Below are 12,917 nucleotides of genomic sequence, written 5' to 3' on the forward strand. Positions count from 1 at the left end.
CCCACCGAGTGGGCGGTCGGCGAGGGCCCGCCTCAGCCGAGCAGGCGCAGGAGCACGTCCGGCTGGACGCTGACCACGACGAGCAACGCCGAGCTCAACGCAAGACCGACCATGATGACGCGACGGCTTCCCGGTCCGCGGGTCGTCGGCTGCACCGTCTCGGCCGCCTCGGTCGTCGAGATGACCGGCTTGAGCCAGCGGAGATAGACCGCGACACCGAGCACGGCATTCGCCGCGGCAATGACGGCCAGCCAGATCCAGCCCTCGACGACGACCGGGCGCAGGGCCACGACCTTGCCGACGAGACCGATGATGCCCGGGGGCAGCCCGGCCAAGGACGTGAGAGCCAGGGCCAGCGCCCCGGCCCGCCAGGGACTGCGGTGCCACAGTCCCTCGTAGGCGTCGATGGTCCGACCCGACCCCGGCCGCTCCCGGAGCATGAGAGCCACCACGGCGAAGGCGACCGACGTCGCGATGACATAGGTGAGCAGGTACGTGCCCGCGGCGCGGTTGCCGAGTGAGGACACGCTCACCAGCGGCAGCACGACCCATCCGGCCTGGGCGACCGTGGACCAGGCCAGCAGCCGCACGACGTCGTTCTGTCGCAGCGCCATGAGGTTGCCCACCGTCATGCTGAGGGCCGCGAGGAGGGCGATGGCAGCGAGGGCCGACGCCCCCACCACGGTGATGGCACGGAGGATGACGACGAGCGCGGCGAGCGCCCCGATCTTGGAGACCGTGGCGAGGAAGGTCGCCACCGGGACCGTGGCCCCGGAGTAGGCCGTGGGCGTCCACGCGTGGAACGGCACGAGCGACAGCTTGAACCCCAGGCCCGCGATCATGAGGACCACGGCGAGCGCGAGGATCGCGGTCGAGGCCTCCGGCCACGCGACCTGGGCAGAGGAGGCGGCCTCGGACTGGAAGCCCTCCCCGACGAGCGCCGCATTGGCGTCGAGCATCGGGCTGCCCGTCGCCACGAGCCAGAGCGCCGCACCGAGGACGAGCAGGGCGAAGGACACGAGCGAGGTCACGAGCAGCTGGACGGCGCCGGCGACGGCTCCCCTCCGCCCGGACAACGCGACCAGACCGATGACCGGGAGCGTGGCCAGCTCGAGGCCGATGAGCCAGGTCCCGAGGTCGCGGCTCGCGGCGACCACCATGGTGCCGGCGAACGCGGTGAGGAGCAGGATCGCCATGATCGGCTCGCGGGTGCCCTCGGTGACCGAGCGCGCCCTCGTCCGGGGCCACGCGAGCAGCACGACGACGAGCGTCGCGATCCCCGCCCCGAGCTGGAGCGAGCTCGTCAACGAGTCCGCCTGCCAGAAGCAGGTCCGCGGCAGTCCTTGGAGGCCCTGGTTGAGGCCGACCCAGCCCCCCACGGGGACGCAGAGCGTCGCCTGCGCGTCACCACGCACCTGGTCCAGACCCGGGTAGGTGGCGACCGAGGCACCGATCGCCGCCAGTCCCGCGACGGCGAAGGGCAGCTGGCGCAGGCTCGGGTTGACCAGGTCGACGACGAGGATGATGACGATCCCGGCGATCGGGATCAACGCCGGCAGCAGGACCAGGTAGTCGATCTCGAGGCTGTTCATCGAGTCACCCCCGTGAGGAGAGCAGCGGCATCCATCTCGGAGATGGTGAGCAGCAGGTGGGGCAGGACGCCGAGCGTGACCATGACGGCGATGAGGACGAGGACGACACCCCAGCGGATGCCTCGTTCGTCCACGACGACCTCGCTGGCCGCCTCCCGCGCCCCGGCAGGCGTGACCTCGCCCGCTGTCTCGGGTGCGCCCTCACCGGCCCAGAGGATCCGGGCGACGCGCAGGGAGTAGGCCGCCGCGAGTGCCAGCCCGATCGCTCCGACGACGACCGTGCCGCGGAGAACCCCGACGTTGACGCCCTCGGCCGGCGACCACGCAGCGTAGAGGGAGAGGAACTCGCCCCAGAAGCTGACCAGGCCCGGCAGCCCGAGGGCGGCGGCGAGACCGAAGACGAAGGCCACACCGAAGCGAGGCGCCCGGTCGCGCAGCGCGACCCGCGGCGTCGACAGGTCAGCCGAACCCCACTGCTCCTTGAGGTCCCCGACGAGGAAGAAGAGCAGGGCGGAGACGATGCCGTGGGCGATGTTGGCGAAGAGCGCCGCCTGAAGGCCCGTGTGGCTGCCGGAGGCGAGCGCGATGGCGATGAACCCCATGTGGGCGACGGAGCTGTAGGCGATGAGCCGTTTGAGGTCCCGCTCGACGAGGCAGGCGAGCCCTCCCCAGATCACGCCGACCGCACCGAGCACGGCGAGGATCGGGCTCAGCGCGATGACGCCCTCGGGGACGGCCGCCACGGCGAGGCGCACGATGCCGTAGGTGCCCATCTTGAGCAGGACGGCCGCGAGGAGCACCGAGCCGGCCGTGGGGGCGATGGTGTGGGCGGACGGCAGCCAGGTGTGCAGCGGCCACAGGGGCACCTTCACCGCGAGCCCGGTGAGCAGGATCGCCGCGATGGCGACCTCGAGGCTGTGCGACAGCCCCGCACCGTGCATGCGCGCCAGGGCCTCCAGGTCCGAGGTCCCCTGGTGCGAGACGAGCAAGAGGATGCCGATGAGCATCAGGGTCGAGCCGAAGACGGTGAAGAGGACGAAGCGCCCGGCCGCGTCAGCGCGCGTCTCGTCCGCGACGTGGTCGTCGCCGAACCTGCGGATGAGCAACCACATCGGGACGAGGACGACCTCGAAGGCGATGAAGAAGAGGATCGCATCACGGGCCAGGAACGTCGCCAGGGCGCCCGTCTCGACGAGCATGATCGCGCCGAGGTATGTCGAACGGGAGCCACCCGAGGGCGTTGGGCCAGCGAGTGCGTGGAGCACGACCCCGACGACGAGGAGGACGGTGAGCAGGACGAGCGCAGCGGAGATGCCGTCGACAGCGAAGTGCCAGCGGATCCCGAGGCTGCGGATCCACGGCACGTCGACGCTGTCACCGGCCCACACGACGAAGATGCCGAGAGCCGCAGTCACCACCGAGGCACCGAGGGAGATGACGCGGTCGAGTGCGGCAGCCGCCGGCATGGCGAGCAGGACGATGGCCGCGACGAGCGGGACGAGGAGAAGGAGGGTCAGAGCCACGTCGCCACCCCCAGTCCGACCACGAGGCCCACACCGACGACCAGGCCGACGAGGGCGAGCGACGGGATCGCCCGGTGCGCCCGCTCCCCGATGCGACCCAAGCCTCTCGCCGTGACCGCCGTCGCCCGGGGATAGGCGTCGACGACGTCCCGGTCGAGCATGACGACCACTCGGGCCAGCGCGACCACGCCCAGCCCGAACCGGGCATAGACCCCGTCGGCGCCGAAGCCACGCGGCGCGGCGGCGAGCACCGCAGCCGGCAGCCGGTCGGCGGCGTCGTCGTGTCCGCGCCGGCTGGCGACCCACACGGCTAGGGCCGCTCCCGCGATGAGCAGGACGGAAAGGACCGCAGTCGACAGACCGACGTGGACAGCGTCCTTCACTCCGAGCAGGAAGAGCGTGCCCACCACGCTGAGGACGGCGAGGGCGGCGACAGAGAGCGCCGCGGGCAGCGTGATCGGCGCGTGGTCCGCGTGCCCCGCTCCGTGGCTCCCCGCAACGGCAGGCTCGGGCGCCAGGGTGTCAGCGTCTCCCGGCTCGGCAGCGGCAGAGTCGGTGGCCGATCCGCTCCCGCGGGCCTGGAGCGGCCCGTCGAGGAGCAGCCACGCGCGCGTGCAGTAGGCGGCGGTGAGGACCACGGTGACCAGCAGGGCGACGAGGACGAGCCAGGCGCCGATCCCGACCCCCTCCGCCACGCCCTCGAAGGCAGCGTCGATGACGGTCTCCTTCGTGAAGAAGCCGATGAAGGGTGGGATTCCGGCCAGCGCCGCCAGACCGATGGCGATGGACCAGCGCAGCGCGCCGCGCGGCCGCAGCTGGCCCCGGAGCTTCGCGACAGCGGTGCCGCCCGCCAGGACCGCGAGCCAGCCGACGCCGAGGAAGAGCAGCGCCTTGAAGAAGGCATGGCCGATGAGGTGCGAGATCGCCGGGGCGGCGCCGACCTCCACCGGTGCCGCAGCAAGGGCACCGAGCATGATCGCGATCTGGCTGAGCGTCGAGTAGGCCAGCAACCGCTTGACGTCGCTCTGCGCGAAAGCGAGCACAGCGGCATACACCATCGTCACGGCGGCGAGGACTGCGAGGAGCAGCCGGGCCGCGTCGTCAACGGCGTAGAGGGGGAAGAAGCGCGCGACCACGTAGGAGCCGGCCGCGACCATGGTCGCCGCGTGGATGAGGGCGGACGCCGGGGTCGGGCCCTCCATCGCGTCAGGGAGCCAGTCGTGGAACGGGAAGAGGCCGGACTTGCCGGCAACCCCGATGAGCACGCCGATGAGGCCCACGGTGAGCAGTCCGTCGCTCTCGGCGACGGTCAGCACGTCGAGCAGGTCAGTGCTGCCCGCCCGCACCGCGAGCGCCACGAGCCCGATGACCATGCCGATGTCGGCGAAGCGCGTGACGATGAAGGCCTTGTAGGCGGCCCGACGCGCTGCGTAACGCTCCGTGTCGTGGCCAATGAGCAGCCACGAGCACCAGCCCATGATCTCCCAGCCGACGAGCGTCAGCGCCAGGTCGGCCGACTGCACGACGAGGAGCATCCCCGCGGCGAAGAGCGACACCGTCGCCGAGAACTGGCCGTAGCGCTTGTCCTCGCGGAGATACCAGACGGTGAAGACCTGGATGGCGAGGACGACGACGGCGACGACGAAGCTGACCAGCCCGGAGAGCCGGTCGGACAGCAGGTGGAGCGGCACGCTGAGGTCGAGGAGGGGCAGGCCGCCGAACGAGTCGATGTCGGCGGTGCGCAGCGGGTTCGCCCACTGGGCGAGGGCGAGCAGCGCCACCGCCGTCGCAGTGCCGACGGCAATGCCGGCCGACACGGCCCGCCGGCGCCGCGTGAGCAGCCCCGCGAGGCCGGCCAGCGCGGGCAGCAGCACGATGAGCCGCACGACCCAGGTCATGAGACCTCCTCCGCGACAGGGCGGGCCGGCACGCTTGCCGGTTCGTCGCCCGCAGACAGACCCGCCGGGCTGGCGTCGCCCGCGGTTGCCGACGCGATCGGGTCCGCCGGCTCCTCACGCTCGGGCTCGTCGGTCAGGTCGGGCGCCGCGGTCAGGTCGATGTGGCCGAACCGGCGGAACATCACGAGGACGATCGCCAGGGCGACGACGACCTCGGCCGCAGCGATCGTGATGGTGAACAGGGCCAGGACCGGGCCGGCAGCGAAGGGCACCCCGGAGCGCGAACCGGCCGTCACGAAGAGCAGGTTGGCTGAGTTGAGGATCAGCTCGACACCGATCAGCATGAGGACGGCGTTGCGCCGGGCGAGGACGCCGTAGACGCCGATCCCGGCCAGCAGCGCGGCGAGCGCGGCCGGGTAGACGAGGCTCATGGCGCCTCCCCTTCGTGGTGCAGCACGATGCGAGACACGGCGAACGCCGTGACGAGAGCGACCAGCAGAAGCACGGAGAGCAGCTCGAACGGCCACACCCACGTGCCGAAGACCGCCTCACCGATTGCGGGGGTGGCCGGCGCGTCCTCGGAGACGCGGGCCGAGGCGAACATCGGCAGGAGGACCGACGCGAGCAATGCCGTCGTGGCGCCGCCGAGGGCGGCCGCGAGGAACCGCTCCCAGCGCGGCGTGTCGATCCCGGGGTGGCGGCCGATGGGGGCCCGCGTGAGCATGAGGGCGAAGAGGACGAGCACGACGATGGCACCGACGTAGACGAGCAGCTGGACGATGCCGACCAGCTCCTGGCCCAGGACGACGTAGGCGCCGGCGAGCGCTCCCAGCGACACGAGCAGCCACAGGGCCGCGTGCACGACCTGCTTGGTCGTCACTGCGAGCAGGGCGGACAGGGCGGTGATGGCGCCGACGACCACGAAGGCGATCTCGCGGGAGGTCATGCCCCACCATCCTTGTCAGCCGGAGGGTTGTCAGCCGGGCCGGCGTCAGCAGGCGCATCGCCGGACGGAGTGGCATCAGCCGCCGGCAGCACCGCGGTCGGGGCCGGGTCGGTGGGGATGGGCGCGGTGGGCGGAGTCGCCGTGTCCGTCGGCGTGTCCGTCGGCGTGGCCGCCGGGGTGGCCGCACGCGCCTCCCGGCGCGGTCGCGCAGCGGGTGGGCCGCCTTCACCGGGTGCGGGACGGGCCGGCCGTACCCGCGCAGGCGCTGCCTCGTCCTCGCCTGCGGCCGGTCGGACCGGCCGGGGCGGCTTGGAGGCGGCGACCAGTTCGGCCGGCTCGGCGCTGGCCGGGTCGAGCGCTGCGGGCGGCGGCACCGTGGCCATCCAGGCACCGAGGCGGTCCTTCTCGTGGATCAGCTCGCGGATGTCCAGCTCGGCGTACTCGAACTCGGGGCTCCACCAGAGCGCGTCGAAGGGGCACACCTCGACGCAGATCCCGCAGTACATACAGAGGGAGAAGTCGATGGCGAACCGGTCGAGGACGTTGCGCTGCCGGGCGCGGCCACCTGGGGTGGTGGGCGGGAGCTCCTCCTTGTGGGAGTCGATGTAGATGCACCAGTCCGGGCACTCGCGCGCGCAGAGCATGCACGACGTGCAGTTCTCCTCGGTGAGCGCGATGACGCCGCGGGTGCGGGGCGGCAGCTTCGGCATGACGTCGGGGTACTCCGCCGTGTGCGCGTGGCGGGTCAGCGTGCGCGCCGTCGCCGCGAGCCCCTTGACGAGACCGGGCAGTATGCCGCTGGGCTTGGTCCCCGGGGCGGGTGCTGTCTCCTTGGGGCGGGGTGCCGTCACTCGGGTCTCCTCGGGCTGGGCCTCGCCGCCTACGGGCTGGACTGGCTCGACGGGCTCGGGGTTCACCTGCTCGGCCTGCGTGCGCTCGGTCATCGCATCATCACCACACCCACTGCCGTGATCGCGAGCTGGAGCAGCGCGATCGGGACGAGCCAGACCCAGGCGAGCCGCTGGAGCTGGTCCTCACGGAGCCGGGGCCAGGAGACGCGCAGCCAGATCATCAGCACCGCGATGGCGTAGGCCTTGAGGATCGTCCACAGCCACCCGAGGCCGGCCTCGAAGGGTCCCGCCCAGCCGCCCAGCCACAGCACGGAGAAGATGAGCGAGAAGAGGACGATGCCGGCGTACTCGGCGAGGAGGAAGAAGGCGAACCGCAGCCCGGTGTACTCGGTGAAGATGCCGAAGACGAGCTCGGAGTCGGCGATCGGCATGTCGAACGGGGGCCGCTGCAGCTCGGCGAGGGCGGCGACGAGGAAGACGAAGGCACCCGGTGCCTGCCAGAGCAGCCACCACGGCGTCCACGCCTCGGCGATCCCGACCATGGAGAGGGTGCCGGCGGCCAGCGCGACGGAGGCCACCGCGAGGACCATCGGCAGCTCGTAGCTGACCAGCTGGGCAGCGGCCCGCATCGCACCGAGCATGGAGTACTTGCTCGCGGAGGCCCAGCCGCCCATCAGCGTCCCGATGATGCCGACGCCCGTCGCGGCGAGGACGAGCAGCGCGCTGCCCGGCACGTCCGCCCCGACGATGGTCGGGGACAACGGCACGACGGCCATCGCCACGAGGTAGGGGATCAGGGCCACGAAGGGAGCCAGCCGGAAGACGCCACGGTCGGCTCGCGCGGGCGTGATGTCCTCCTTCTGGATGAACTTCACGGCATCTGCGACCAGCTGCGCCCAGCCGTGGAACCCACCCGCGTACATCGGGCCGAGCCGGCCCTGCATGTGCGCCATCACCTTGTGCTCGGTCTGTCCCACCAACAACGGCAGGACGAGGAAGGCGGCGAGCACCGCCACCGCCCGCAGCACCACTTCCAGGACGTTCCAGCCCTCGCTCATCGTGGTCCCCACTCCGGCCCGGGCACACCGGGCGCTTGGACGCGGCGGCGGCTGGGAGCCCCGCCGCCATGGCCTTCGCCCGGCTCCTTCGCCCCGGGCCACGGCTTCGACGCGCGCGACGTGAGGACGAAGGACTTGCGGAGCGGATATCCCTCGAAACCGTCTGGCAGCAGGAGCGGCCGCAGCCCCTCTCCCGAACGATCGGTGAAGCCGTCGAACTCGATCCCGAACATCTCGAAGGTCTCACGCTCGTGCCAGGCCGCGCCCGGGAAGACTCCGGTGACCGACGGCACCGGCAGCCCCTCAGGGGCGCGGGTCCGCAGCAGCACCGACTCCAGGGAGCCCGGCGTGCCGACCCGGATCAGGTGGCAGACGATGTCGTAACCGGCGACCGCGGCGTCAGCCGGCGCCTCCCCGTCCGTGGGGGTGTCGGGCGTGCTGTCTGTCTGGTCGACGGCGGTGAGCCAGTCGAAGAAGGAGTAGCCCTCGTCGCGCAGGGCGAGCACGGTGGAGGACCACTCGCCGAAGGGGACCTCGCGGACCGCGCTGACCCTCACGATGCGTCCCCTGCCGGCTCACTGGCAGCGGGCGTGGTCTCCGGCTTGCCCACGAGGGGACGGCTCACGTCCCCTGCCGTGGCGAGCCGCGTCCCGGCGTAGCGCCCTCGCACCTTCGCTGCGGACAGCCGCTCCTGCGCGATCTGCTCCTGGAGGCGGATGATGCCGTGGAGCAGGGCCTCGGGCCGCGGAGGGCAGCCGGGCACGTAGACGTCGACCGGGATGACGGTGTCGACGCCCTTGGTCACGGAGTAGGAGTCCCAGTACGGCCCGCCCGAGTTGGCGCAGGCCCCGAAGGAGATGACGTACTTGGGCTCGGGCATCTGGTCGTAGAGCCGCCGGATCGCCGGAGCCATCTTGTCCGTCACCGTGCCGGAGACGATCATCAGGTCGGCCTGCCGGGGCCCCGGGGCGAAGGGGATCACGCCGAGCCGCATGAAGTCGTGGCGGGCCATCGACGTGGCGATGAACTCGATTGCACAGCAGGCCAGCCCGAAGTTGAAGACCCAGAGGGAGTAGCGCCGGCCCCAGTTGAGCAGGACCTTGATCGGCTTGGGCGCGTGCTCGCCGAGGACTCCCATCCGTCCCTCGACGGGACGCACCGTCGGCATCGGCAGTCCGATCGGCTCCGACATCACACCCACCTCAGCAGCCCGCGTCGGGCCGCATGGGCGAGACCGAGGACGATGACGCCGATGAAGATCGCCATCTCGACCAGGCTGGCGACACCGAGGTCTGGCGACCGGAGCACGTGCGCCCACGGGAAGAGGTAGATCGCGTCGACGGCGAAGACGACGTAGAGGAAGGAGAAGACGAAGTAGCGCACCTTCGTCTGCGCCCAGCCCTCACCGACCGGGTTCACGCCCGACTCATAGGTGGTCAGCTTGGCCTCGTGTGGGACGTGCGGCGCGAACAGCCGTCGCGCGATCATCGCCGCTGTCACGAGGAGCAGTCCAGCTCCGAGGACGGCGGCGACGACGACATAACCGGACATGGCCGTCAGCCTAGCGACGCGCGATGCGAAGGGAAGGGGTGGCCCGCAACCCGTGTCGCGTTGTCGGCTAGATCACGTCGCGGAGGGTGGATCCGCGGCTCCGTTGAACGTGACGCGCCCTGAGAGGGAGCGTCCGGCCGTGATGAAGAGGCGGTTTCGCTGCGGGCCGCCGTAGACGAGGTTGGCCACCGGCTCGGTTCCTGTCGCGTGTCCACGATGTAGAGGCGCCCTCGGCCGGGGAGAACGGGCGATGCCTCTCGACCACTCCCCCTGAGCGATGGCTGTGACCGCCGGCTACCGGATTGGCGATGTTAGCGGTGTCACGCCCGTCTGTGAAGCCATGTGTTCGCGAAATGACAACCTGCACGAAGATCGACGTTTCGGGTCCTAGCATGGGTAGTGGCTCGTTGGGAAGCCCCCCGGCCAGTGTCTAGAAGCGCTTAGGACGTCGCAGAGCATGAGCACCAAATTGGTCCAGAAGCTCGATCGCGTGGTCATTCGTTTCGCCGGGGACTCCGGCGACGGCATGCAGTTGACCGGCGACCGGTTCACCTCTCAGACAGCGTTGCTCGGCAACGACCTGTCGACCCTTCCGAACTTCCCCGCGGAGATCCGCGCCCCTCAGGGCACCCTGCCGGGCGTGTCGAGTTTCCAGCTGCACTTCGCCGATCATCACGTCCTCACACCGGGTGACCGGCCGGACGTCCTGGTGGCCATGAACCCCGCCGCCCTCAAGGCGAACCTGCGCGACCTCCCGCGCGGTGCGACGATCATCGTCAACACCGACGAGTTCAACAAGCGCAATCTCGCGAAGGTCGGTTACGCCGCGAACCCGATCGAGGACGGCTCGCTCGAGAGCTACCACGTGCACCCGGTGGCGCTGACCTCGATCACTGTCGACGCGCTGGCCGAGTTCACCGACCTGACCCGCAAGGAGAAGGAACGGGCGAAGAACATGTTCGCCCTCGGCCTGCTCTCCTGGCTCTACACCCGCCCGCTCGAGGGGACCGAGAGCTTCCTCAAGGCGAAGTTCGCGGGCCGCCCGGGGATCCTTGACGCCAACGTGGCGGCGCTGCACGCCGGCTTCCACTACGGCGAGACCACCGAGGACTTCTCCGTGTCCTACGAGGTGGCTCCCGCACCCATGGAGATGGGCAACTACCGCAACATCACCGGCAACGTCTCGCTGTCGCTCGGGCTCGTCGCGGCCGCGCACCGCGCCAAGCTGCCGCTCTTCCTCGGCTCCTACCCGATCACGCCGGCCTCCGACATCCTGCACACGCTGGCCGGGCTCAAGCGCTACGGCGTGGTGACCGTCCAGGCCGAGGACGAGATCGCCGGTGTCGGGGCGGCCCTCGGGGCCTCCTTCGCCGGGGCCCTCGGTGTCACGTCGACGTCCGGCCCCGGTCTCGCCCTCAAGGCCGAGACCATCGGCCTGGCCGTGTCGCTCGAGCTGCCCCTCGTCGTCATCGACATCCAGCGCGGCGGACCCTCGACCGGACTGCCGACGAAGACCGAGCAGGCCGACCTGCTCCAGGCGCTCTTCGGCCGCAACGGCGAGTCCCCGGTGGCCGTCCTCGCGCCGGCCACTCCGGCCGACTGCTTCGACATCGCCATCGAGGCGGTGCGGATCGCGACGGTCTACCGCACGCCGGTCATCGTCCTGTCCGACGGCTACCTCGCCAACGGCTCCGAGCCGTGGCGGCTGCCCAAGACGAGCGAGCTGCCCGACCTCACAGTCGAGTTCGCGACCGAGCCCAACGACGTGACGGCCGACGGCGAGCCGGTCTTCCACCCCTTCAAGCGCGACCCGCAGACGCTGGCGCGTCCGTGGGCCATCCCGGGGACCCCGGGCCTGGAGCACCGGGTCGGCGGCATCGAGAAGGCCGACGTCACGGGCAACATCTCCTATGACCCCGACAACCACGACAAGATGACGCGGCTGCGGCAGGCGAAGATCGACGGCATCGCCGACAGCATTCCGCTCCTCGAGGTCGACGACCCGAGCGGCGAGGCCGAGGTGCTCGTGCTGGGGTGGGGTTCGACCTACGGCCCGACCGCCGCGGGTGTCCGCCTCGCCCGGGCCATCGGCACCCCGGTGGCGCATGCCCACCTGCGGCACCTCAACCCCTTCCCCGCCAACACCGGCGAGGTGCTCCGCCGCTATCGCCGCGTCATCGTCCCCGAGATGAACCTCGGCCAGCTCGCGATGCTCCTGCGTGCGCAGTACCTCGTCGACATCCAGTCGCACACGGCGGTGCGGGGCCTGCCGTTCCAGGCGAGCGAGATCGCCGACGTCATCGCGAAGGCGGCCCGCCCGTCCGTCGCCGAGAGCATGAAGGAGATGGCCAAGTGAGCATCACCGACCTCGGCCTGCCGACCAACGGGAGTCCCGTGACCGGTCAGCCCCTGAGCGGGGTGGGGCACGTGCCCCCGCTCGGCGAGGGCGAGAAGCTGTCGAAGAAGGACTTCACCTCGGACCAGGAGGTCCGTTGGTGCCCCGGCTGCGGCGACTACGCCATCCTGGCCGCCGTGCAGGGCTTCCTGCCCGAGCTGGGCATCAAGCGCGAGAACATGGTCTTCGTCTCCGGCATCGGCTGCTCCTCGCGGTTCCCGTACTACCTCGACACCTACGGCATGCACTCGATCCACGGGCGCGCGCCGGCCATCGCCACCGGCATCGCTTCCGCCCGAGACGACCTGTCCGTGTGGGTCGTCACGGGTGACGGTGACGCGCTGTCGATCGGCGGCAACCACCTGATCCACGCGCTGCGCCGCAACATCAACCTCAAGATCCTGCTCTTCAACAACGAGATCTACGGGTTGACCAAGGGCCAGTACTCCCCCACCTCTCGCACGGGACAGGTCACGAAGTCGTCCCCGCTCGGGTCGCTCGACACGCCTTTCAACCCCGTGTCCCTGGCCCTGGGTGCCGAGGCGACGTTCGTGGCGCGCACGCTTGACTCCGACCGGCAGCACCTGAGCTCGGTGCTGCGGGCCGCAGCGGAGCACCGCGGGTCCGCCTTCGTGGAGATCTACCAGAACTGCCCGATCTTCAACGACGGCGCCTTCGACGTCCTCAAGGACCGCACCGAGGCGCAGGCGCGGATCTTCTACCTCAACGACGGCCAGGAGGTCGTGGCCGGTGACGGTGAGGACCAGCGCGTCGTGGTCCGTGACGACCGGGGTGTCATGACGGTCGTGCCGCGCTCCGAGGCCGACCCGGCCCGCATCGTCATCCACGACGAGGCCGCCGAGAGCCCCGCCGGCGCGTTCGCGCTCTCCCGGCTGGACTCGCCTGAGCTGTCCACCGTGCCGATGGGCGTCTTCCGCAACGTGCGCCGGCCCAGTTACGACGACATGCTCAGGGACCAGGTGGCGGCCGCCCGCACTGGTGAGATCACGGACGCCGACATCGACGCCCTGCTCGCCGGCAAGGACACCTGGACGGTCAGCGGGTCGGCATGATCCGTGCCTGACGAGCACCAGGACGTGGGG

12 protein-coding genes are annotated in these 12,917 nt (G+C 70.8%); 2 read left to right on the forward strand and 10 right to left on the reverse strand.

The annotated features are described in order from the left end of the window. Positions 1 to 32 precede the first annotated feature (32 nt). From OO014_RS10695 to OO014_RS10740, 10 genes are read right to left on the reverse strand one after another with little or no spacing between them, the layout of a single operon-like run. A complete protein-coding gene (locus OO014_RS10695; protein ID WP_272462303.1) occupies positions 33 to 1,592 on the reverse strand; it encodes an NADH-quinone oxidoreductase subunit N in 1,560 nt (519 codons plus the stop codon). Beyond that, positions 1,589 to 3,115: a complex I subunit 4 family protein gene (locus tag OO014_RS10700; protein WP_272462304.1), complete on the reverse strand. Its 1,527-nt coding sequence runs from the start codon at positions 3,113 to 3,115 to the stop codon at positions 1,589 to 1,591. The genes OO014_RS10695 and OO014_RS10700 overlap by 4 nt, the downstream gene beginning before the upstream one ends. After that, the gene (locus OO014_RS10705; RefSeq protein ID WP_272462305.1) at positions 3,106 to 5,013 is read right to left on the reverse strand and encodes an NADH-quinone oxidoreductase subunit L; all 1,908 of its coding nucleotides are present in this window, start codon (positions 5,011 to 5,013) and stop codon (positions 3,106 to 3,108) included. The genes OO014_RS10700 and OO014_RS10705 overlap by 10 nt, the downstream gene beginning before the upstream one ends. Next, positions 5,010 to 5,444: an NADH-quinone oxidoreductase subunit NuoK gene (gene nuoK / locus OO014_RS10710; protein ID WP_272462306.1), complete on the reverse strand. Its 435-nt coding sequence runs from the start codon at positions 5,442 to 5,444 to the stop codon at positions 5,010 to 5,012. The genes OO014_RS10705 and nuoK overlap by 4 nt, the downstream gene beginning before the upstream one ends. Beyond that, positions 5,441 to 5,959, reverse strand: coding sequence for an NADH-quinone oxidoreductase subunit J (locus OO014_RS10715; protein WP_272462307.1), 519 nt, complete (start codon positions 5,957 to 5,959; stop codon positions 5,441 to 5,443). The genes nuoK and OO014_RS10715 overlap by 4 nt, the downstream gene beginning before the upstream one ends. After that, on the reverse strand, positions 5,956 to 6,903 hold the full coding sequence (locus OO014_RS10720) for a NuoI/complex I 23 kDa subunit family protein (RefSeq protein WP_272462308.1): 948 nt from the start codon (positions 6,901 to 6,903) through the stop codon (positions 5,956 to 5,958). Before OO014_RS10720 ends, OO014_RS10715 begins: the two co-directional genes overlap by 4 nt. Then, entirely contained in the window at positions 6,900 to 7,868 is a 969-nt protein-coding gene (locus tag OO014_RS10725; protein WP_272462309.1) for a complex I subunit 1/NuoH family protein, read from the reverse strand. The genes OO014_RS10720 and OO014_RS10725 overlap by 4 nt, the downstream gene beginning before the upstream one ends. Next, positions 7,865 to 8,425 (reverse strand): NADH-quinone oxidoreductase subunit C, encoded by a 561-nt coding sequence (locus OO014_RS10730; RefSeq protein ID WP_272462310.1) that lies wholly within the window; start codon positions 8,423 to 8,425, stop codon positions 7,865 to 7,867. The genes OO014_RS10725 and OO014_RS10730 overlap by 4 nt, the downstream gene beginning before the upstream one ends. Further along, entirely contained in the window at positions 8,422 to 9,060 is a 639-nt protein-coding gene (locus OO014_RS10735) for an NADH-quinone oxidoreductase subunit B (RefSeq protein WP_272462311.1), read from the reverse strand. The genes OO014_RS10730 and OO014_RS10735 overlap by 4 nt, the downstream gene beginning before the upstream one ends. After that, positions 9,060 to 9,419, reverse strand: coding sequence for an NADH-quinone oxidoreductase subunit A (locus tag OO014_RS10740; RefSeq protein WP_272462312.1), 360 nt, complete (start codon positions 9,417 to 9,419; stop codon positions 9,060 to 9,062). Before OO014_RS10740 ends, OO014_RS10735 begins: the two co-directional genes overlap by 1 nt. Positions 9,420 to 9,876: 457 nt before the next feature. Here OO014_RS10740 and OO014_RS10745 point away from each other — a divergent pair, with 457 nt between their 5' ends. Then, positions 9,877 to 11,775 carry a 2-oxoacid:acceptor oxidoreductase subunit alpha gene (locus OO014_RS10745; RefSeq protein ID WP_272462313.1) on the forward strand — a complete coding sequence of 633 codons (1,899 nt, stop codon included), beginning with the start codon at positions 9,877 to 9,879 and terminating at the stop codon, positions 11,773 to 11,775. Beyond that, positions 11,772 to 12,887, forward strand: a complete 1,116-nt coding sequence (locus tag OO014_RS10750; RefSeq protein ID WP_272462314.1) for a 2-oxoacid:ferredoxin oxidoreductase subunit beta — start codon at positions 11,772 to 11,774, stop codon at positions 12,885 to 12,887. The genes OO014_RS10745 and OO014_RS10750 overlap by 4 nt, the downstream gene beginning before the upstream one ends. The last annotated feature ends 30 nt before the right edge of the window (positions 12,888 to 12,917 follow it).

Source organism: Intrasporangium calvum (genome assembly GCF_028446585.1).
Classification (GTDB): Bacteria; Actinomycetota; Actinomycetes; order Actinomycetales; family Dermatophilaceae; genus Intrasporangium; species Intrasporangium calvum_A.